The sequence below is a fragment of the Burkholderia sp. FW306-1C-G01B genome (assembly GCF_058781685.1).
This window is the reverse complement of the sequence record NZ_JBYSWZ010000006.1, coordinates 256,422-277,389: the sequence shown is the minus strand read 5'-3', so window position 1 is coordinate 277,389 and position 20,968 is coordinate 256,422. Positions and strand designations below refer to the sequence as shown.

The 20,968-nt window shown below is 64.5% G+C and carries 21 protein-coding genes; 9 read left to right on the top strand and 12 right to left on the bottom strand.

What is annotated here, in order from left to right; genetic code table 11:
* Positions 1-7 precede the first annotated feature (7 nt).
* Positions 8-790, bottom strand: a complete 783-nt coding sequence (locus AC3WLY_RS14635) for a DUF1266 domain-containing protein (RefSeq protein ID WP_425130650.1) — start codon at positions 788-790, stop codon at positions 8-10.
* Complete coding sequence (locus tag AC3WLY_RS14630; protein ID WP_492308680.1) at positions 784-2,061, bottom strand: hypothetical protein; 1,278 nt, start codon at positions 2,059-2,061, stop codon at positions 784-786. Before AC3WLY_RS14630 ends, AC3WLY_RS14635 begins: the two co-directional genes overlap by 7 nt.
* Positions 2,062-2,654: 593 nt before the next feature.
* Here AC3WLY_RS14630 and ampC point away from each other — a divergent pair.
* Entirely contained in the window at positions 2,655-3,824 is a 1,170-nt protein-coding gene (ampC, locus tag AC3WLY_RS14625; RefSeq protein ID WP_492308681.1) for a class C beta-lactamase, read from the top strand.
* A 30-nt stretch (positions 3,825-3,854) separates the two neighbouring features.
* On the opposite strand, the gene AC3WLY_RS14620 is transcribed toward ampC, so the two are convergent.
* Both AC3WLY_RS14620 and shc read right to left on the bottom strand, forming a co-directional pair.
* The gene (locus tag AC3WLY_RS14620; protein ID WP_096476259.1) at positions 3,855-4,226 is read right to left on the bottom strand and encodes a cupin domain-containing protein; all 372 of its coding nucleotides are present in this window, start codon (positions 4,224-4,226) and stop codon (positions 3,855-3,857) included.
* Positions 4,227-4,280: 54 nt separating this feature from the next.
* Positions 4,281-6,335 (bottom strand): squalene--hopene cyclase, encoded by a 2,055-nt coding sequence (shc, locus tag AC3WLY_RS14615; protein ID WP_492308682.1) that lies wholly within the window; start codon positions 6,333-6,335, stop codon positions 4,281-4,283.
* 53 nt (positions 6,336-6,388) lie between these two features.
* On the opposite strand from shc, the gene AC3WLY_RS14610 reads away from it, so the two are divergent.
* From AC3WLY_RS14610 to AC3WLY_RS14600, 3 genes are all read left to right on the top strand, one after another.
* Positions 6,389-7,093: a TetR/AcrR family transcriptional regulator gene (locus AC3WLY_RS14610; protein WP_492308729.1), complete on the top strand. Its 705-nt coding sequence runs from the start codon at positions 6,389-6,391 to the stop codon at positions 7,091-7,093.
* A 48-nt stretch (positions 7,094-7,141) separates the two neighbouring features.
* On the top strand, positions 7,142-7,633 hold the full coding sequence (locus AC3WLY_RS14605; protein ID WP_310136120.1) for an AAA family ATPase: 492 nt from the start codon (positions 7,142-7,144) through the stop codon (positions 7,631-7,633).
* A 106-nt stretch (positions 7,634-7,739) separates the two neighbouring features.
* Positions 7,740-8,867: an aminotransferase class V-fold PLP-dependent enzyme gene (locus AC3WLY_RS14600; protein ID WP_492308730.1), complete on the top strand. Its 1,128-nt coding sequence runs from the start codon at positions 7,740-7,742 to the stop codon at positions 8,865-8,867.
* Between the two features lie 98 nt (positions 8,868-8,965).
* Here AC3WLY_RS14600 and AC3WLY_RS14595 read toward each other — a convergent pair whose 3' ends face one another.
* The 4 genes from AC3WLY_RS14595 to AC3WLY_RS14580 form a co-directional block, all read right to left on the bottom strand.
* The gene (locus AC3WLY_RS14595) at positions 8,966-9,190 is read right to left on the bottom strand and encodes a hypothetical protein (protein ID WP_034182480.1); all 225 of its coding nucleotides are present in this window, start codon (positions 9,188-9,190) and stop codon (positions 8,966-8,968) included.
* 282 nt (positions 9,191-9,472) lie between these two features.
* Positions 9,473-9,676 (bottom strand): cold-shock protein, encoded by a 204-nt coding sequence (locus AC3WLY_RS14590; RefSeq protein ID WP_105392005.1) that lies wholly within the window; start codon positions 9,674-9,676, stop codon positions 9,473-9,475.
* Between the two features lie 559 nt (positions 9,677-10,235).
* Positions 10,236-11,681, bottom strand: a complete 1,446-nt coding sequence (locus AC3WLY_RS14585; RefSeq protein WP_492308683.1) for a DEAD/DEAH box helicase — start codon at positions 11,679-11,681, stop codon at positions 10,236-10,238.
* A gap of 68 nt (positions 11,682-11,749) precedes the next feature.
* Positions 11,750-11,995, bottom strand: a complete 246-nt coding sequence (locus AC3WLY_RS14580; RefSeq protein WP_492308684.1) for a hypothetical protein — start codon at positions 11,993-11,995, stop codon at positions 11,750-11,752.
* A 183-nt stretch (positions 11,996-12,178) separates the two neighbouring features.
* Between AC3WLY_RS14580 and AC3WLY_RS14575 the strand changes: the two genes are divergently transcribed.
* Positions 12,179-13,744 (top strand): methyl-accepting chemotaxis protein, encoded by a 1,566-nt coding sequence (locus AC3WLY_RS14575; protein ID WP_492308685.1) that lies wholly within the window; start codon positions 12,179-12,181, stop codon positions 13,742-13,744.
* A gap of 140 nt (positions 13,745-13,884) precedes the next feature.
* Here the strand turns inward: AC3WLY_RS14575 and AC3WLY_RS14570 are convergent, their stop codons facing one another.
* Positions 13,885-14,292 (bottom strand): DUF3224 domain-containing protein, encoded by a 408-nt coding sequence (locus AC3WLY_RS14570; protein WP_175963400.1) that lies wholly within the window; start codon positions 14,290-14,292, stop codon positions 13,885-13,887.
* Between the two features lie 155 nt (positions 14,293-14,447).
* Here AC3WLY_RS14570 and AC3WLY_RS14565 point away from each other — a divergent pair, with 155 nt between their 5' ends.
* Positions 14,448-15,092, top strand: coding sequence for an HD domain-containing protein (locus AC3WLY_RS14565; protein ID WP_492308686.1), 645 nt, complete (start codon positions 14,448-14,450; stop codon positions 15,090-15,092).
* A 90-nt stretch (positions 15,093-15,182) separates the two neighbouring features.
* Here AC3WLY_RS14565 and AC3WLY_RS14560 read toward each other — a convergent pair whose 3' ends face one another.
* A complete protein-coding gene (locus AC3WLY_RS14560; protein ID WP_492308687.1) occupies positions 15,183-16,163 on the bottom strand; it encodes a helix-turn-helix transcriptional regulator in 981 nt (326 codons plus the stop codon).
* Between the two features lie 139 nt (positions 16,164-16,302).
* Between AC3WLY_RS14560 and AC3WLY_RS14555 the strand changes: the two genes are divergently transcribed.
* The gene (locus AC3WLY_RS14555) at positions 16,303-16,980 is read left to right on the top strand and encodes a glutathione S-transferase family protein (RefSeq protein WP_310136508.1); all 678 of its coding nucleotides are present in this window, start codon (positions 16,303-16,305) and stop codon (positions 16,978-16,980) included.
* Positions 16,981-17,100: 120 nt separating this feature from the next.
* Positions 17,101-18,345, top strand: coding sequence for a saccharopine dehydrogenase family protein (locus AC3WLY_RS14550; RefSeq protein ID WP_492308688.1), 1,245 nt, complete (start codon positions 17,101-17,103; stop codon positions 18,343-18,345).
* A 252-nt stretch (positions 18,346-18,597) separates the two neighbouring features.
* On the opposite strand, the gene AC3WLY_RS14545 is transcribed toward AC3WLY_RS14550, so the two are convergent.
* A complete protein-coding gene (locus AC3WLY_RS14545; RefSeq protein ID WP_492308689.1) occupies positions 18,598-19,476 on the bottom strand; it encodes a LysR substrate-binding domain-containing protein in 879 nt (292 codons plus the stop codon).
* 132 nt (positions 19,477-19,608) lie between these two features.
* Between AC3WLY_RS14545 and AC3WLY_RS14540 the strand changes: the two genes are divergently transcribed.
* Positions 19,609-20,241, top strand: a complete 633-nt coding sequence (locus tag AC3WLY_RS14540) for an FMN-dependent NADH-azoreductase (protein WP_492308690.1) — start codon at positions 19,609-19,611, stop codon at positions 20,239-20,241.
* A gap of 81 nt (positions 20,242-20,322) precedes the next feature.
* On the opposite strand, the gene AC3WLY_RS14535 is transcribed toward AC3WLY_RS14540, so the two are convergent.
* Positions 20,323-20,940 carry a LysE family translocator gene (locus AC3WLY_RS14535; protein WP_492308691.1) on the bottom strand — a complete coding sequence of 206 codons (618 nt, stop codon included), beginning with the start codon at positions 20,938-20,940 and terminating at the stop codon, positions 20,323-20,325.
* Positions 20,941-20,968 lie beyond the last annotated feature (28 nt).

The following is a 20,968-nucleotide window of genomic DNA, read 5'->3' as shown; positions in this document are numbered from 1 at the left end:
TCGGCGGTCATGACGAAACGGGTTGGGGATCGAAGATGCGGTAGCGCTTCCACGGCAGCGAAAGCCAGTTTCCGGACGGATTGCGCAGGTGCTCGCGCACTTCCTGCGTGGCGCGCGACGACGCGGGGCCGTCCTGGCCGCTGCCGCGCAACCAGTGCTGGCGCGCCCGCGCATACGCGAGCCCGAAGTCTTCCCAGCTGTCGAAGCTGTCCTGCGCGCGCTGCGCATTGAGCAGCAGCACGACCCACGCCTGCTGTTCGGACGCCCAGCCGAGCAGCGCGATGCAGCGCACGAGAAACGCGGTGCGCGCGCAATCGAACGCCAGCGCGTCGCGCACGCGCCCAACGGCCGCAAGCTGTTCGTAGAAGCCTTCGTGCGAGCGGCCGACACCGCGTATCCAGCCCGCGAGGATCGGCGCAACGCGCTGCACGATCTGCCACTCGGGCAGGTCGGCCGGCAGGTCGAGTTCGCGCCGCAACTGGCGGGCGAGCTGTTCGCGCTGTGTGTCGGGCAGCGCGTACACGAGGTCGTCGCAATCACAGCGCAGCCCGTTGCGGATCAGCAGGATGTCGGCAAGTGCGAGCGACCAGCGGCGGCGGTTCGGCGGCGCCTGGTCGGCGAGCGTGCGGGCGAGCGAAACCGCGGCGGTCTGCCGGACCGGCACCGCGCGGTCGGTGCCCGCGGCCTGGTCGGCGTCGACTTCGCGCACCATCCGCGCGGCGATCCGCAACGAACGCCACACGTACCACACGAGCCACAGCACGGCCGCACCGATCAGCAGTTTCAGCATGACGGGCTCCCGGCCGCTGTTGACGGCAGCGCGAACGCCGCGCACAGCGCGGGATCGATCGGAATGCCCTCGATCGAGAAGGCGGCCGCTGCCCGAGGTGCATCAGGTTCGCGCGCGGCCGGCAGCGCATTGCCCGGCAACGCGTGGCGCGCAGCCGCCGCGACGGCCGGGTCGATTTGCCGAAGCTGACCGAGCGCGTAGGGCGCGTTGCGTAGCAGCAGCCATTGCAGCACGGCCGGCGGCTGTGCGAAATGCTCGATCAGGTGGAAGTTCTCGCTCATTACGCTCAGCAGATGGTCGGGCGAGCGCACGTCGGTGACGAAGGTCCATTCGCCGGTGGCCGCGCCCGGCGTGTCCGGCTCGAACACGAGGCCCATGCCCTCGCAGTCGGGATGACGCTCGCCGCGCGGCGCGAGCGTGCGCAGGAACTGGCGCACGTCGTCCGCATAGCGGCGCACCGGATGGCGGTTCTGCTTGCCCTTGATCTGGTCGATGCGCAGGCCGTCGCCGGTCACCGACAGGCTGATCGTCACGTGCGGCTGGTTGCCCGCGCCGCGCAGCGTGAACAGGCGCAGCCGGCCGTCCTGCGCGGCTTGCGCATACTGCTCGCCGTACCCGCCGCGCAGCCGGCGGCGATCCGCGAACTGGCCGAGACAGTGCTGCATGTAGTACGACTCGTAAGCCAGCTCCTCGCGCAGCGCCGCATGATCGCCGGCGAATTCGAAGACGATCCCGTTCGGCGTGCGCAGCACCTCGCGTAGCGCGAGGCCGCTGCTCGGCACCCAGCCCTTGTCGCGGCGCGCCTGCATCCGCTGGTGTTCGCGCTCCCACATGTCGAGCGCCATCGCGCACGTGATGCGCTGCAGTTTCTGCGCGAGCCGCGTGCCGGAGCGCGAGCGCAGGAATTCGACCAGCACGCGCTCGCGGTCGATCAGCAGCATGTGCTCGGGATCGATGAAGTAGAGCGGCTTCGGCTCGACCGCCGCGCCGATGACGCCGCCGGATGCCGGCTGCGCGCGGAACCGGCGCACGAGCCAGTCGGGCGCCGGCCGGTCGGCGCCGGCGAGCGCGCGGTAATCGGCGAGCGAATCGAGCGGCTGCGCCTGCTCGAACGCGCCGACGACCCAGCGGAAGAAATGGTTGCCGAGCCACGCGCGGATGTCGGCCGGATCGCGGCGCTCGGCGCTGCGGCGCGCGATGGCCGCCTTGATGTCGGGCGCGTTGACGACATCGCGCGGCCGATAGGCGGACGCGGCGACGGTTTCGGTCACGGGGTCACTCTCCGGTCAGGCAGGGTGTCCGCGGGCGGGACCCTGGAGGTTTTTGGCTTGCGTGCTGGAGGGCATGCGGGCGCGATACGCGGCGGTATCGCGGGTGCCCGATGCAGGTCGGTCGACGCGTGAAAATCACGCGACCGCGCAGCGGCCAACGACGCGGGAGCGGGCGATCGAGGAATGGCGATTCATGGTTTCTCTCAGGATGGATTTTATTTTTTGCTGCCGCGAGTTTACTGCGATCCGCGCAGGCTAATCAATCGCGCGGCGCGCCGGCGTTTGCCGATCTGACAAGACTTATCTCTTTTTCATCGATTTTCGATGCAGCGCCATTCGATTGCCGGATTGAATGCTGTTAAAACCGACAGGTTTTTACGGCAAGCCGGCGAACGGCTCGCGATTGCCGCGTTGCAATCCGGCGCTTCGCGTATCTCATAAGTTTTTCTTTAGGCTCGCGCAACATATCGTCGATTGTTCGCGGCTGGCCGGTAATGGATAGTCCTGCTTCGACAGGCCGGCCACGCGATTTCCGCGCGGCGCGGCCGAATCTGTTGTTCGTGCAACCATCCGATATCAAAGGAACCGCAACCATGCGATTCAACGCGACACGCTTCGCCGCGACCCTGTTCGTCGCCGCGTGCGCCACCGCCATGGCCGGCCGCGCGGCCGCAGTCACGCAGAACGACATCCACGCAACCGTGACCCGCCACGTCGCGCCGCTGATGAAGCAGTACGCCATTCCCGGCATGGCGATCGGCATCGTCGCCGACGGCAAGCCCTACGTGTTCGACTACGGCGTGATGTCGACGCAAACCGGCAAGCCCGTCACCGGCGACACGCTGTTCGAGATCGGCTCCGTCAGCAAGACGCTGACCGCGACGCTCGCGTCCGATGCGCAGGAGGGCGGCGAGCTGTCGCTGTCGGACCCTGCGGCCAAGTACCTGCCTGCAATGCAGGGCAAGCCGTTCGGCGGCGTGACGTTGCTCGAGCTCGGTACGCACACGCCGGGCGGCATGCCGCTGCAGGTGCCCGACAGCATCCGCGACGATGCCGGCCTGATCCGCTATCTCGACGCGTGGCGGCCTACGTATGCGCCGGGCACGCGCCGCACGTATTCGAACGTCGCGATCGGGATGCTCGGGCGGCTCACCGCGAAGGCGATGAATCGCGATTTCTCGGTGCTGATGGAGCAGCGGCTCTTTCCCGCGCTCGGGATGACGCACACGTATATCAACGTGCCCGATGCGCGCACGGCCGATTATGCGCAGGGCTATACGCAGGACGGCAAGCCGATCCGGATGACGGGCGGCATGCTGTGGCAGCCGGCGTACGGCGTCCGGACCACGGCGGCCGACCTGCTGCGTTTCGTGCAGGCGAACCTGGGGCTGGTCGAAACGGCGCCGCGGCTGCAGCGCGCGATCGAGCGCACGCACACCGGCTATTTCCGTGCAGGGCCGCTGACGCAGGACCTGATCTGGGAGCAGTATCCGTATCCGGTCGCGCTGCCGACGCTGCTCGAAGGCAACGCGCCGAAGATGCTGTTCGATGCGACGCCGGCCAGCGCGATCAAGCCGCCGCTCGCGCCGAACCCGGACACATGGATCAACAAGACGGGCTCGACCAACGGCTTCAGCACGTATGTCGCGTTCGTCCCCGCGAAGCGGATCGCGATCGTGATGCTCGCGAACCGCAGCTTCCCGATCGAGGATCGAGTGAAGACGGCATACCGGATTCTCGAGTCGCTCGTCGGCGGCCGGTAATGCTTCCGGCGGCGGACGAAGCGCCGCCGCTTACTCGGGCGGTTGTTCGTCGTACGCGACGAAGATCTTGCGCGTGCGTTCGACGACTTCCCACGTGCCGCGAAAACCCGGCGGAATCACGAAACGATGGCCGGCACGCAGGGTCTTCCTGTTGCCCTCCAGGTCGGTGATCACGGACGTGCCTTCCAGGATCTCGCAGTATTCCGCTTCGGTGTACGCGACGTGCCAGCAACCCGGCGTGCTTTCCCAGATGCCGGTCGAGAAACGGCCGCACGGGCTCGCGAAGCCGGGCGTGAGGGTTTGCAGCGGATCGCCCGAAATCAGCTTCTCGGGCGACACGCGGTACTGCGTCGGCTCGCCGCTCGGGGTGAGCGCGTCGGTAATGGATGAAACGTCGATCATGATCGGCATGCTTCGTCGAGTTGGGTGGAGTGGAGCGCGCCGGCGCGGCGTCGCTCAGGCGACTGCCGTGTCGGTTGTTTCCACTGCCATCGTACCGCGCACGGTCGAGCCCGGCGATGACGCAGCGCCCGCGAGCCGCCGATAACGCGCAAGCGCCCACAGCGGGAAGTACGCGGTATAGCCGTGATACTTCAGATAGAAGATGCGCGGAAAGCCCGGCGCATTGTGCGAGCGGTGCCACCAGAAACCGTCGTCCTGCTGCACCGACTGCAGATACGCGATGCCGCGCTTCACCGAATCGGATTCGCAGTCGCCGAACGCCATCTGCGCGAGCAGCGCCCACGCGGTGCAGTTCGACGTGCTCTCGCCGGAATTGGTGCCGGCGAGCTTCGGGTCGATGTAGCTGTCGTTCGTCTCGCCCCAGCCGCCGTCCGCGTGCTGCCGTGCGCGCAGCCAGTCGAGCGCGCGGGCGATGTACGGCTGCGACTGGTCCTCGCCGGCAAGCGCGAGGCCGGCCAGCACGCTCCACGTGCCGTACAGGTAGTTCGTGCCCCAGCGGCCCCACCAACTGCCGTCGGGCTGCTGCGTGCGCTTCACGTAGTCGATGCAGCGCGCGAGCGCCGCGCGGTCGTCCGCGCGCTTCGTCACGCCGAAGCACAGCAGCACGCGGCCCGACACGTCTTCGGTCGGCGGATCGAGCAGCGCGCCGTGATCGGCGAACGGGATCGCGTTCAGGTACATGCGGTCGCAGTCGGCGTCGAAGGCCGCGAAGCCGCCGTTGCGCGATTGCAGCCCGCGCATCCAGTCGAGCGCGCGCGCGACGCGCGGCGCATACGGGTTCGTGCCGTCCGCGTTGCGATGCGTGCGGCCGCGGCGATCGAGCATCGCGGTGACGAGCGCGCTGTCGTCGATGTCGGGGTAGTACGGGTTCGCGTACTGGAATGCCCATCCGCCCGGCTCCGTATCGGCTGGCGCGTTCTCGATCCAGTCGCCGCGCAGGTCGTTCACCTGGCGCTCGGCCAGCCAGTCGTACGCGCGCGCGATACGTTCGTCGAGTTCGCGCAGCGCGCCGGCCGGCTCGCCGGCTTCCGGCACTGCCACGCCGCGCGCCTGCTCGAGCGCCATCGTGCTCCATGCGGTGTCCCACACCGGTGACAGGCACGGCTGGCAATACACGCTGCCGTCGGGCCGCCTGACCAGCAGCTTTTCCAGCGCGTTTTCGCAATCGCGCCGCAGCGGATGATCGTCCGGGTAGCCGAGCACCTCCATCATCTGGTAGCTGTACACGATCGGCGGGAAGATGCCGCCGAGCCCATCCTCGCCGTTCATGCGTTCCGCGCACCATGCCTCCGCGTGGCGGATTGCGCGCCGGCGCAGGCGCTTCGGCATCAGCGGCTCGAGATGGCGGACCGTGCGGTCGAGCGCGAGGAACAGCTTGCGCATGCCGCGTGCGGGCGGGAAGTAGTGACGTTCCTGGTCCGGCGGCGTGACGAACAGCTCGCGGATCGAAACGTTGCGCGGATTGCGGGCGCGCGCCTTCAGCGAGCACAGCACGAGCAGCGGCACCATCGTCGTACGCGCCCAGTACGCGACCTTGTACATCGAGATCGGCACCCACTTCGGGAACAGCACGAATTCGATCGGCATGAACGGCGCCGCGCGCCACGGCACCTGGCCGAACGTCGCGAGCAGGATGCGCGTGAACACGTTCGAGCGCGCCGCGCCGCCGAGCTTCAGGATCGCGTCGCGCGCGCGGACCATGTGCGGCGCGTGTTCGCTGTCGCCGGCGGCCTTCAGCGCGAAATACGCCTTCACGCTGCACGACACGTCCGGTGCACCGTCGACGTACAGATCCCATCCGCCATGCGTGTCGAGCCGCTGGTTCGCGCGCAGGTAGCGCGCCATCTTCTGCTGGCGGACGTCGTCGATCCTGTCCATGAAATGCATCATCAGGATGTATTCCGCGGTGATCGTCGCGTCGGATTCGAGTTCGAAACACCAGCTGCCGTCGGGCTGCTGAAGACGCACGAGCGCGTCGCGTCCACGGGCGATGGCGGTGTCGAGCGCGGACCAGGGGGATGGGGCGGGTTTGTTCATGCGGCGGATCATACCATCCAGCCGGAATGTTTATATCGAGACCCTCGGGTGCTAACATCCGCACCATGAAAAAACGCCTTGAACCCGCGCCGCACGACGTGTCCGCGCCTGTCGAACCGGCTGGAACGGCCGCTGTGCGGGCATCCGAAGAATCATCGGCGCCGGTGGCTGCCGCCGCTGCCGGCGTGCGGCGGAAAAAAGCGCCGGATCAGGTGCGCGCGCAATTGCTGGCGGCGGCATCCGAGATTGCGACGCATCACGGCGTGGCTGCGTTGACGCTCGATGCGGTGGCCGAGCGTGCCGGCGTGACGAAAGGCGCGCTGCAATATCACTTCGCGAACAAGCAGGGGCTGCTGGATGCGCTGTTCGGGCAGGCGACCGAGCGGTTCGCCGCGCAAATGGCCGCGCGGACGACGGCGGATCCCGGCGGCGACGGCGCGGCGGCGCGGGCCTATCTGCACGCGGTGCTCGACGCGGCCAATCCGGCGGCGAGTACCGATGTGCTGCGCGTGCTGGTCGCGTCGATGATTACCGAGCAGGAAACGCGCGCGCGATGGTCGGTGCCGATGCGGGAATGGACGCGGCCCGATCCCGTGCCGCTGGAGCGGGCGGCGACGCTGATGATCTGCCGGCTCGCGGCCGACGGGCTGTGGATTTCGGAATTGCTCGACAGTGTCGAGGTATCGGCCGAGTTGCGTTCGGAGATCGTCCGGCAGCTGGATGCGATGAGCAAGGGGGTGTTTCCGAAGGAGAGTGGTGGGGCGGCGTGACGTGGACGCGCCGCAATATTGCCGGCGAGGTAGCCATCGACTGAATGCATGTCATCACAACCCGCCCGGAAGGCGGGTTTTTTCTTTCCGGGCAATCGATGGAGAGCCTGGAAATGCAGACTGAAACGACGCATCGCGCGACGGCATCGAACGATGCGGTCACGCTGCACATGGGTATGCGGCAAGATCGCGTCCGGAAAATCGACGCTGACCGCGACGCTCGCAAGCGCCGAGCGGACCATCCCGATCAGCGAAGACGATTGGCTTGCTCGCCTCTATCCGGGCGAGATTCTGTCGATCGACGACTATGTCCGATGTGCAACGCGCATCAAGGATGTGATCGCCGATCACGTCCGCGCCGTGTTGCAGGCCGGCGTCTCGACGGTTCTCGATCTTCCGTTCAATACCGTCGCTGCGCGCGCATGGGGGCGCGCCGTTTCGCAGGCCGCCGGCGCTTCGCTCCGGCCGCCGCCGCGCAACTTCAAGCGTGCGCGAGAGACCAGACAAAATATGCGCCAAGTTGCGGGCGGCCTTCGTTAGAATCGGCTTTCATCGAGAAAAAAACGAATTTGCATCGGTGCAGCGGTACCCCCTCACGGATACTGCTCGCCCCGACGCCATTGTTTATCTTGTACCGGAGACGACCATGCCAGGCTTACTTCCCGATGTCGACCGCGACGGGCTCCTCGAATATTCCGTGGTCTACACCGACCGATCGATCAATCATATGTCGCAGCTTTTTCAGGGCGTCATGCACGACATTTCCGCTTCGCTGAAACAGGTCTACAACGCGAAGTCGGTCGTCGTCGTCCCGGGCAGCGGGACGTTCGGCATGGAAGCCGTCGCCCGGCAGTTCGCGACGAACAAGAAGTGTGTGGTCATCCGCAACGGCTGGTTCAGTTTCCGCTGGTCGCAGATTTTCGACATGGGCAGCATTCCGTCCGAAACGACGGTGCTGAAGGCACGCCCGGTCGAACCGGGAAGGCAGGCCGCCTATGCACCGGCCCCGATCGACGAAGTGGTCGCCGCGATCAGGGAGCACAAGCCGGATCTGGTCTTTGCGCCGCATGTCGAAACCGCATCCGGGATGATGTTGCCCGATGCGTATTTGCGCGCGGTATCCGACGCCGTGCATGCCGTCGGCGGCATGTTCGTACTGGATTGCATCGCCTCCGGTACGGTCTGGGTCGACATGCAGGCCAGCGGCGTCGATGTCCTGATCAGCGCGCCGCAAAAGGGCTGGAGTGCGCCGCCCTGCTGCGCACTGGTCATGCTCAGCCCGCTCGCCCGCGAAAGAATCGATGCGACGACCAGCACCAGCTTCGCGTGCGATCTGCGCAAATGGCTGCAGATCATGGAAGCGTACGAGAACGGCGGGTTCGCGTACCACGCGACGATGCCCACGGACAGTCTCGCGACGCTGCGCGACGTGATCAAGGAAACCGACGCATACGGTTTCGACAAGGTGAGAGCGGAGCAGCTCGAGCTCGGCAAGCGCATTCGTGCGCTGCTGGCCGACAAGGGTTTCAGGAGCGTGGCGGCTGAAGGTTTTCAGGCACCGGGCGTCGTGGTCTGCTACACGGACGATGACGGCATTCGATCCGGCAAGAAATTCGCCGATGTCGGCCTGCAGATCGCGGCCGGCGTTCCGCTGCAATGCGACGAGCCTGAAGATTTCAAGACCTTCCGCATCGGATTGTTCGGCCTGGAAAAACTGCATGACGTCGAAGGTGCGGTTGCAAGGTTCGCCGGCGCGCTGGAGCGCGTTCTTTAGGTCGACTTTCGATCCGCTCGAGTGATGTTTGGGCGCGCTTTGTCGAGCGCGCCGCGGTGCCGCGGATGCGCTGGGTTTCCGGCACTGGGGCGCTGCCTTTAACCGCGCGTGTCGACCCAGTTGCGTGCCCAGCGTGTCGAGTGCTGCAGCGCCTGCGCTTCGCTCGTGAAGTAATCGAGCGAATAGAACTGGTAGCGGCCTTCGGCGCGCGAGCTATCGGTGCGTTCGAGCAGCAGGTTGGATGAAAAACTACCGTCGGGCAAACGATGCGCCGAGGGTTGGACGGCATAGCCGTTGTATTGTTGAATTCGTTTGTTCTGCATTTTAATTTTAATAATGATGTGCGAATGCGCGCGTGCCGTGCGAAATATGCACGGGTGCGCCGATTCAAAGCCATTGCGAGCTGAATCTGAAGCAGTCGGAAAGCGAAAAAAGGGCCTTGCAGCCAGAGGGGAGAATGAAGTGCAACGAGGCGTGTGGCGCTTGGCAAGCTGCTGAATAAACAGATGCAGCTAAGAGCGATCGCGCCAACTTTGGGAGACGAAGCTCCGCGAGGGTGTCGCTGCAACCCGGCGTCCGTTTCGGGAGGCCGGGTTCTTCAAACTTTACAGCGGCTGGATGTTAGCCGCTTGCAGACCCTTCGGGCCTTGCTTCGTTTCGAAGCTCACCTTCTGATTTTCAGCCAGCGTCTTGAAGCCGTCGGCCCGAATTTCGGAGAAATGAGCGAACAGGTCGTCGCCGCCCTTGTCCGGAGTGATGAAGCCAAAGCCTTTGCTGTCGTTGAACCACTTGACGATACCGGTATCCATGAAGAATCCTTGAGAAAAAAATACGGAAATTTGCTCTGTTGAAGAGCGCATGAAGCGTCAAGGAGGGAGAGGACAACGAATACCGCTGAGGAGCGAGCAATTGATGAACAGCAATCGAACTTCTTGAACTTCGATGCACACACTAACCGCCGGGTAGTGTCAGCGTCAATAATTATCTTGTAACTGTGTTGCCGGGCGGTCCGTTTTGCGGGTGAAGCGATGTGGCCCTGCGTGGCTGCGCGCCATGCGTGGCATGGCGCGCGGGTCAGGCAGAGCGTAAGCCGGTCGGTGATTCCGAACGACCCTAAGCGGTAGTTCGCGATGCCGATCAAATGACGGCTTTCGTGTGAGAAGCGGGCACATTCGCCGGAGACGACCGCGATCGGGCGCTCGCTGTGCACGATTTCAACGTCCGTTCGGCCCCGAAGTTGTTGCGAATCCTGGATTCAGTGCGCCGTTACCCGCCGACCCGATGCGCGCCGAAGCCGCGCCGCGGCCTGCCAGCGGGGGCCGCAAACCGCCGGCCTGTTGCGGGGCTGGCGTGACTCATCCCGACGAATCAGGGTTGACGTTTGCCGCGGCCGCCAGCGGGTTTGCCAGCCGGCTTGCGTGAACCCGCAGCCGGTTTGCTGGCGGGTTTGCTGCGTGGCTTCTGCGTGCTGAATGGGTTGCCGCTGGACGAACTTGTACCTTTCCTCGCGGCTACAGCACGCTGCGCCGCCGGCTTGCGCTTGTTTTCGCCACCTTGCGGGCGCGGTTTTTTGCTGGGCGCCTGCATGGCGCCCGACGCAGCTTGCGGCGCTTTGGGCTTCTTGGGCTTTTTGGGTTTCTTGATGATCTGCCCCGTTGCGCTGGTTTCCGGCACGCGGTGTTCGGCTTCGAAACCCGGCTCTTCTTCACGGGGCAGCGTTTGCCGGATCAGCGCTTCGATCGCGGCCAGTTGCGGCGCTTCATCGGCACACACCAGGGACACCGCCACGCCGCTGGCGCCCGCGCGGCCGGTACGGCCGATACGGTGCACATAGTCTTGCGCCACGATCGGCAGATCAACGTTGATCACCAGCGGCAGGTCGTCGATATCCAGCCCGCGCGCAGCCACATCGGTGGCGACCAGCATATTGACTTCGCCCGTCTTGAAGCGCTCCAGCGCACGCAGGCGCGCGGGTTGCGGTTTGTCGCCATGGATGGTGTCGATCGCATAGCCCGCTTCATCCAGCATGGCCGCCAGGTAATCCACGCCTTTGCGGGTTTTGACGAACACCAGCGCGTGCTCCCAGTTGTTCTCGGCTACAAGATGCATGAAGAGGTCGGGCTTGTTCCTTTTATCCACCGGCACCACCCACTGCTTGATCTTGCTGGCCGTGGCGTTGGGCGGGCTGACGCTGATATTGACCGGGCTGCGCAGAATGCCCGCCGCCATGGCACGGATATCGTCGGTAAACGTGGCAGAGAACAGCAGAGTCTGGCGCCGAGCGGGCAACGCGGCAAAGACGGTGTCGAGTTCGCGCGCAAAGCCCAGATCCAGCATGCGGTCGGCTTCGTCCAGCACCAGCGTTTGTACTTGATCGAACTGCACGGCGTTCTGGCGATTGAGATCCAGCAAACGGCCCGGCGTGGCAACGAGCACATCCACGCCTTTGCGCAACTTCATCATTTGCGGGTTGATACTCACACCGCCGTAGGCGGCCAGAAATCGTAAATCGAGGCCTTTGCCGTAATCGACAAAGCTTTGCAGCACTTGTTCGGCCAGTTCTCGCGTGGGCACCAGCACCAGAACACGTGCGCGGTTGCTGGACACCGCCGGGCCGTGTTGCACCAGCCGTTGCAACAGCGGAAGCGCAAACCCCGCCGTTTTGCCGGTGCCGGTCTGTGCCGCGGCCATGACGTCCTTGCCACCGAGCACGGCAGGAATCGCCTTGGCCTGCACCGGCGTAGGTGTCTGGTAATTGAGGTCCTGCACATTACGCAGCAAGGGCTCGATCAGGCCAAGCGAGGCAAAAGACATGGGCGTATTCCGGGCTAAAACCGCAATTCTAGCGGTTACCGCGCTGATTGCACCGCGCACATCGATGGTCACGATGATCGACGTTGATCGCCGCTGAAAAACGGAGCAGTGCCGCGCGCCGCGCCGGGCTGCCTGCCGAAATCCGGATCGGCGATTCCGTCGTGACGGTTGGCGGCGGAGACGGTCTGCGCGATCCGATGCCGGCGTTTCTGTACGTCTATGTCGAGGATGCCGCTTCGACCTGTCGGCGAGCGATTGCAGCGAATGCGATCCCGCTCGAAGTTGCACCAGCGAGACTTCCCGGCTGCACGCATCTTCCGCGCTCCATTTGTCGCAATCGTCAAGAATCGCGTCGCGTGCAGATAAAACCTTCCCGCCGACCTCGCCGTTAACCCGTTCGTAGCCCACGCGCCGCGTGTTGCGATGCAACGCTCGTCTTTCTTGATCCGGAATCCACATCCGCCGCCGGCCGCGCGTGGTCGGCGCAAGGGAACGTCATGCGAAAACAATTCACCATCCGTGGCGGACTCGTCGCGACCATCGCCGGCTATACCGTGCTGCTCGTGCTGGTGGTCGGCGCATGCATCGCCGGCCTCTACGTGAGCAATGGCTCGCTCGAGGCGATGTATCGCGACGACACCGCGTCGCTGCTGCACCTGAAGACCAGCTCCGAGCGGATGCTCGTGCTGCGCGAACGCATGAGCGATGTCGCGCAGATCATCAGCGCGGGCCAGTCGGGCAAAGCGGAAATCGCGCAACTGCACGTGCTCCTCAAGCAGAGCAACGACGAACTGGACGCCTACACGCGCCTGCACGTGCGCGACGCCAATGAGCAGGCACTGTTCGACACGCTGCAGAACCGCCGCCGCGCGCTGCTCGAGCGCGTGTTCCTGAAGGCGCTGTCGCAGCTCGACGGCGACGACGCGTTCAACTTCCTCGATACGCAGCGCACGGCGCCACCGGCGCTGTTCGCTGCGTACCAGGATGCGATCGACGCGCTCGAATCGTTCCAGGTCGCACGCGAAAAAGCCCGCTACGATGCAGCCGGTGTCAATTTCCACCGGATCGTATGGGGGATGGCGGCGGTCGCGGTGCTTGCGCTCGTCGTCGGCTTCTTTGCGCAGCGCGTGCTCGCGAAGGCGATCATCGAGCCGATCAATCTCGCGGTCGATCAATTCGAAAAGATTTCGAAAGGCGACCTGACCGGAACGGTCGTCATTCCCGGCGCAAACGAAATGGCTTATCTGCTGAATGCGCTGAAGCGGATGCAGGACGGCCTCGTCGACACCGTGAACCAGGTGCGCGCGAGCACGGAGACGATCGTCGGCGACGTTCGCACGATCGCGAGCGGCAACGTCGACCTGTCCGCGCGTACCGAGCAACAGGCCGTATCGCTGCAGCAGGCGGCGGCGAGCGTCGAGCAACTGACGGCGGCCGTGCGCCAGAATGCGGACAACGCGCGCGATGCCCGCACTTACGTTGAGGGCGCGGCCGGCATCGCGTCGCGCGGCGGCGACACGATGCGGCGCGTCGTCGAGACGATGTCCGAGATTTCGCACAGCTCCGCGCGGATCTCCGGGATCGTCGGCGTGATCGAGAGCATCGCGTTCCAGACGAACATCCTCGCGTTGAACGCTGCCGTCGAAGCCGCGCGTGCCGGCGAGCAGGGGCGCGGTTTCGCGGTCGTCGCAACGGAAGTTCGCGGGCTCGCGCAGCGTTGCGCGTCGGCGGCGAAGGAAATCAAGGATCTGATCGGCAATTCCGCGCGACGGGTCGAAGACGGCAGCGGCCTCGTCACGCTGGCCGGCTCGGCGATGGCCGAACTCGTCGCCGCGGTCGAGCGCGTGAACGCGATCATGAGCGAAACGAGCAACGCCTTCGAGGAACAGTCGTCGGGCATCGAGCAGGTGAACGCCGCGGTCATCCAGATGGAGCAGACGATGCAACGCAATGCCGCGCTGGTCGAGGAAGCGGCGGCCGCGGCGCTGTCGCTCGACGAGCAGGGTTCACGGCTGAGCGCGGCGGTCGCGCAGTTCCGTCTGCGCGACGAGGCGGCCGCATGACGTGCTGACGTTTGCGACCGCAGCCGGGTTGTCGATGTCGATTGCTTTCGTGACGTGCCGACGAATGAGGCCGCTGCGTTCCGTACGGCGCGCGCGAGGCTGGAGCGCGTCATCGTCTAGCGGCACCTTTGCATGGCGATTCACTGCGGCGATTCGGGCAACTCGTAGTCGAAGGTGTACGAATGCTGGCCGTTATCTATGTTGATGATCATCGAGCCTGAGAGCCCCAGCAATTCTCCCGCTCCGGAATCGGGCACGACGGTGATCGATTGTTTCGGCTGCCCACGGATCATGGTGGAGCTGTGCTGCAGGACAAAGCTGCCTTGGCGGCCACCCAGCGTGCCTTGCACGGCTTCCATCGCGACGTAGCCCGCGGAGCCTTGAACGCTGCTTCGAAACGCGAGCATCTCGCCGTGGCTGACGGCTTCCAGGTCGCCGCGAAATTGCTTGTCGAGCGACATGCGGCCGAGTCCGGTGTTTTCCGCGACGCTACTCAGCGATTCCGGATTCAGCTTCACTTCAAATGGACCGTTGGCCTGCAGTTTCATTGCGGATCTCCTCGTCGAATGGGAACTCCGCACTATAAGCCAATCGGGTTCCGCCGGGGGAACGGTTTGCTTCATGCGCTCGCATGGACCGCGGATCGTGTGCCGTGTCGCGCTTGCGGCGATAATCGGCATTCAGTCTTTCATCGCCCGCACCCGTGACGACATCTGCGTTTGCCCCCTTTCAGGAATTGGCCGAGACCCTGCTGGCTCACTGGAACGACGCCAACGGCGACGGCTCCCATGACACTTCGCATCTGCAACGCGCGTGGAAGAACGCGGCGGCGATCCATGCCGAGGAGGGCGGAGATGCCGAAGTGCTGTTTGCGGCAACGCTGCTGCACGATTGCGTGTCGGTAGAGAAAAACGCTCCGCTTCGGCCGCAGGCATCGCGGTTGTCGGCGGAAAAGGCCCGGTTGGTGCTGAAGTCGCTGGATTGGTCGGACGCGAAGATCGACGCTGTCGCGCATGCGGTCGAAGCGCATAGTTTTTCGGCCGGTGTTACGCCGATGACGCTGGAAGCAAAAACGCTGCAGGATGCCGACCGGCTCGATGCGATCGGCATGCTGGGTGTCGCACGTTGTTTTTATGTCGCCGGCCGGATGGGCAGTGCGCTGTATGACCCGGCCGATCCGCACGCATCGGCACGCGAGCTCGACGACACGCGATTCGCGATCGATCACTTTCGCACGAAACTGCTGAAGCTGGCGTCGGGATTTCAGACCGCTACCGGTGCCCGTTTGGCGAACATCCGCCACGATCGCTTGCGCCGCTTTCTCGACGAGTTTGCCGACGAGATTTGATTGTGCCGACGGTGGCCTCAGATGCCGTTATTGGCCGGCAAGCACGGTTCGATACGGCATACGCGGCGCATCGACGCCAAAGGCGACGCTTCAATCGCCGCCCGATTGATAGAGCGCCTTCAACTGCGACAACTCTTCGATGAGTTGATCCTTGAGCGCTTGCGGCCCGAGGATCTTCAGATGCGCGCCGTACCCCAGCAGCTTTCGCGCGCCGTGCTCGATGGATTCGATGGGCATCAGGAACGCCTTCCATCCTGACGGCACCTCCGTGTTGCCTGCCTCCTGCAAAACCGGCGCGGTCTTGATCCGCGCATTGGCCAGCCAGGTCTCGCCGCGCGGCGATACGGCGATATGAGCGGTCAGCCGGTAAATATCGGTCTCGTACCGGCTCATTGCGTCACGCCAGTGCTGCGCCAGATCGAATCGCGCAGGGCGCTTGAAACGGCGCCGCGTCGCGCTGAATTCGCAGATATTCGCCAGCCGGAAGGTGAGTGCGCCCGGTTTGCCCACGACCTTGGCAATCAGATACCAGGCGCCGCCCTTGAGCACCAGGCCGAGCGGTTCGAGTTCGCGGCGGGACGCCCCTCGCCAGCTTCGATACTTCACTTCGATACGGTACGAACCCCACACCGCATCGGCGACTTCGCGCAGAAACTCCGGCGTTTCCTGTGCCCGATACCAGTCGACGGTATCGATGTGCAGCCGGCTGGCGACGCGATCGGCCTGCTCGCGCGAGCCGGGCGGCAGGCTGGCCATCATCTTCAGCCGTGCGGAAGTGGCCATGCCGTCGAGGCCCAGTTCTCTCGCCGGCCCGGGCAAGCCGGCAAGAATCAGCGCATGCGCTTCGTGCTCGGTGAGCCCGGTGAGATCGGTACTCCACCCGTCGCGTAACTGAAAGCCGCCGTTGCGGCCGCGATCGCCCCAGATCGGCACGCCGGCCGTGGAGAGCTGGTCGATATCGCGCAGGATCGTGCGCTCGGACACTTCAAGTGCTTCGGCAAGCGCCGGTGCGGTCATCCGGCCGCGCGCTTGCAGCATCATCATGATCGACAACAGGCGACTGGCTTTCATGAGCGATCCGCTTCCTGAAATACATGACATGAGATGTCATGTTATCGGACTTATGCTTGGCGGCATGCCTGATTCGTTTCATCGAAGCGAAGGTAAAACATTCACGCGCGCATTCGAGAAAGCAAAGGAAGATCGAGCCATGAAGATAATTTCCGGACCGCTGAGCATGTTCGGTGCCAAGGTCGAGATTGCAGCGCACGAGAAGGGTATCGATTTCGAACTGGTGCTGGCACCGTTCAGCCAGCTTCGCGGCTACGACCCCAAGCATCCGGATGTATTGCGTATCAACCCGAAGCGGCAAGTGCCGGTGCTGATGGACGGCACGCTGGAGATCTTCGATTCCACGCAGATATTCGAATATCTCGAGGACCTGAAGCCCGATCCCGCGTTATGGCCGGCGCATCCGGCGGCGCGCGCCATCGCGCGTCAGCTCGAACATTGCAGCGACGAAATCTATTTTCCGCACGTTATCCGGCTGATGGGGCTCGAAGCGACGCCGGACGATCCGGCGGCGCAGGCTGCACGCGCCGAAGCATCGGAATACTATCGACGCATGGAACACGTGCTCGAGAATCGGGAATTTCTGGCCGGGACGTATTCTTACGCCGACATCGCGTTCTACATGGCGCAGTTGTTCGGCGCACGCAAAGGCGCGCCGATGACGGCAGAGACACCCAGCCTGCTGGCCTGGCGTGCACGGATGACCGCACGTCCCGCTGTACGGAAAGTCGCTGGCGCGATGGCCGGCTATCTCGCGTCGATCGGGGAAGCGGTTCCTGATTTTCTTTGCGGGCTCGATCAGGTGCCTCTTCGGTAGCGCGAGAAGGCGCGCAACTGGTCCTGAACCTGCCGACGCCTTTGAAGGCCTTCGATGAACCCGGAAAGCAACGTTGACGGCACGGACGCTCGCGACACGCCCGCGCCGAAGGAGCCGTCCATGACCCAGCCGACGCACGATCTCGTCGTATTCGGCGCCACCAGTTTCGTCGGGCAGATTCTGACCCGCTACCTGTCCGAATACCTGTCGGGCGCCGGCGAGACGCTGCGCTGGGCCATTGCCGGCCGTTCCGAAACGAAGCTCAGGCAGGTCAGGGATTCGCTCGGCGCGGCGGGACGGCCGGTGCCGATCATCGTGGCCGACGCGGCCGACGAAGCGCAATTGCGGGCGCTCTGTGCGCAAACGCGGGTGGTCGTATCGACTGTCGGACCCTACGCGCTTTACGGGGAGCCGCTGGTCAGAGTCTGCGCGGAAACCGGCACCGACTACTGCGACCTTACCGGCGAGACGCAGTGGATCAAGCGGATGATCGAAAAATACGAGCCCGCGGCCCGGCAATCGGGCGCGCGCATCGTTCATTGCTGCGGGTTCGATTCGGTTCCGTCGGACATGGGCGTGTTCTTCCTGCAGCAACAGGCAATGCAACAGTGGGGCATGCCGGCCGGGCAGGTGAAGATGCGCGTCCGAACACTGAAGGGCGGCGCGTCGGGCGGTACCGTGGCGAGCATGATCAACGTCGTCCGGGAAGCCGCGGCCGATCCCGCGTTGCGCAGGGAACTGCTCGATCCTTATTCACTGTGCCCGAAAGGGCATGGCTTCACGGTGCGGCAGCATGCGGTTCGATCGGCCGAATTCGATCGCGACTGCGACGCGTGGATCGCGCCCTTCGTGATGGCGGCGATCAACGAGCGTGTCGTGCATCGTTCCAATGCGCTTGCGGGCAATGCGTACGGCAGCCGGTTCACTTATGACGAAGCCGTCATGACCGGCACGGGCCTCAAGGGCCGTCTGACCGCGCTGACGATGGTGGCGGGCCTGGGTGCGTTCATGGTGGGCGTCGTCATCAAGCCGGTGCGCAGCCTGATGGAGCGCTTCCTGCTGCCGAAACCCGGCGAGGGTCCGAGCGCCGCGGCTCAACTGGCCGGCCGCTACGACTTGCGTTTCTTCGGCCGCACCGACGACGGGCGAACCTTGCGCGTAAAAGTCACCGGCGACCGCGATCCGGGTTACGGCTCCACCGGCAAGATGCTGGGCCAGGCCGCGATCAGTCTTGCGCTGGATTGCGGCAGGGACGGCATCAAGACCGGGCGCGGCGGCGGTTTCTGGACGCCCGCGACGATGTTCGACGAGCGCTTTGTCGAGCGTCTGGTTCGCCACGCGGGGTTGCGTTTCGAGGTGATTTGAGCGCGATTCCTGTCCGCTATGCGAAAGGAACGGATAAAGATCGGATTGCGAATCAATGTGAGGAAAAAACTTACTGTCGCGGCGGGTCGAATGGCAGGCTGCGCTCCGGCCGGGGAGTCCCGGAATCATGAAGATCGGGGCACTGGCGGAACGTACGGCCTGTAGCGCGCCCCGCTGTTCCATCTGCCACTCGGCGTTATAGGGCACCTTCTTCGCGACGCCGGCCTGCGCATCAGGCGCGAAGGAAGCTCGCTACGGCCGGTTGCGTTTACCGGCCCCCGTGCGAACCGCCGCTTCATCTGAAATCGTCGCGGCGAATTCGACAGCGGCCGGCATCCGGGCGTCATGCATCATCACGAATTCCGTGTCCGGCAGTTCCGGCAACCCTACGGGCCCGGCCAGTTCGCGAAGCGTGTCGTCGATCGCACTGCGTGGCACCGGAGCGATCGCGATGCCGGCGCGCGCGAACGTGAGGATGCCGGTGACGCTCGGGCTTTCGCATGCGATCCGATAGCGCATGCCGGCCAGCGCGAGCGCCTTGATGGCGGCGCCTCGATACGGACACGGATCGGGGAAGCACGCGAGCGGGACATCGCCTTCCGGAAGCGGCTCGTGGCGCGCAAATGCCCAGACGAGCGGTTCCTGCCACAACGTCGCGCCCTGGCCCGAGTGCGCACACCGGCTGCCGATCACGAGATCGAATTCGCCGTTTGCGTGCCGTCGAAACAAACTGTCGCCGATGTCGACCGTCAGATCGAGCCGCAAGCCGCGTCGCGCGGCGCTGTAGCGACGCATCGCGTCGGGTAGCCAGCCTCCCGCGAAATCCTCCGAAGCGCCGATACGCAGCTTGATCTCGACTGCGTCGCCGTGCCCCAGCCTGGACCGGGCTTCCTCGCTCAGGTTGAGCATCGCGCGAGCGTATCCGAGCAGCGTCTCGCCATGCGCGGTGAGCGTGACGCTGCGCGTATTGCGCACGAGCAGCGCACGGCCGACCTGCTCTTCAAGACGAACGACCTGGGCGCTGACCGCGGATTGGCTGAGATTCAGCCTGCGACCGGCGCCGGTAAAGCTCCGCATGTCGGCGACCGCCACAAACGTATGAAGCAGCGCCGTGTCGAGGGGATGGCTCATTGATCACTGAATCGGGTTAATTCAATCAATTAATATCGTTTCAAAATTATAGGCCGATTCGATAGTCTGCGGATCGCAGTGGGCGACCGCGCATCCCGCGCGTCGCCGTCACTCTTGGCGAGGACAGGCTCCATGACACGCGTGCTCTATATCGAAGGTTCACCCAACAAGGCATATTCGGCGTCCATCGACGTGTGTCAGGCATTTCTCGATGCATACCGGCACGCACATCCCGATCACGAGATCCGGAAGCTCGACATCTGGGATCTGGCGATGCCCGAGTTCGACGCAGCCGCGCTGGCCGCGAAATACGCCGGATTGAGCGGAACCGCGTTGACGCCGGAACAGGCCGCGGCGTGGCAGCAGATCGAGCAGCTCGCGGCGCCGTTCCATGAAGCGGACAAGTTCCTGTTCGGCGTGCCGCTGTGGAATTTCAGTATTCCGTACAAACTCAAGCACCTGATCGACGCGATCTCGCAGAAGGACGTGCTGTTCACGTTCGACGGTTCGGGTTTTGCCGGCAAGCTGGCCGGGAAAAAGGCGGCGGTCGTCTACGCGCGCGGGCTCAGTTACGAGTCGCCGGGTTCGTTTGCGCCGGCCGCCGAGTTCGACCTTCAGCGCCCGTACATGGAAACCTGGCTGAAGTTCGTGGGCGTGAAAGACATCACCGGCATTGTGGTCGAGCGCACGTTGTTCGGTCCGGACGGAAAGGTCGATCGCAGCCGTGCGATCGACGAAGCCCGTGCGATTGCGCGCGCGTTCTGAATAAGGCAACCGCGCTTCGCATCCGGCGCGTCAGCGGAACATGCCTGACGGCCGCCTGGAAGCGCGGACCGGATACACGAATCAGCGGCCGCCACGCGCGATGGCGAGCGCGACGCCGAAGCCCACGAGCAAGCCGCCGAAGGTGCGGTCGATCCAGTGGCGCAGCGACAGCAATCGCTCGCGGACGGCCGTGGCGGAGAAGCAGGCGGCCACCAGACTGAACCAGCCGGCATGCGCGAACGCGATGAAGGCGCCGTAGCCGATCTGCACGATCAACGGCGTGTCGGGCCGGACTGCCTGCATGAACAGGCTGACGATGAATACCGTGGTTTTGGGATTCAGCACATTGGTCAAGAAACCGGTGCGCAGCGCCGCCAGATCGGACAGCGGCGCCACATTTACGGTGGGTTGCCCGGTGTTGGCCTTCGTCATGAGCATCTTCGCGCCGAGGTAGATCAGGTAGATCGCGCCGACGAGCTTGACGGCATTGAAGAGCCACAGCGATTGGCGGATCAGCAGGCCCACGCCCAGCAGCGTGTAGCTCACGTGGACCGTGACGCCGAGCCCGATGCCCAGCGCAGTGAGCAGGCCCGATCGGCGCGACAGCATCAGGCTGTTGCGCGTGACCATCGCAAAGTCCGGCCCGGGGCTGATGACGGCCAGCAGCGTAATGGTGACTACAACTATCAGTTCCGTCATCGCGTCGTCCTTTCGATTGATGTCGTCA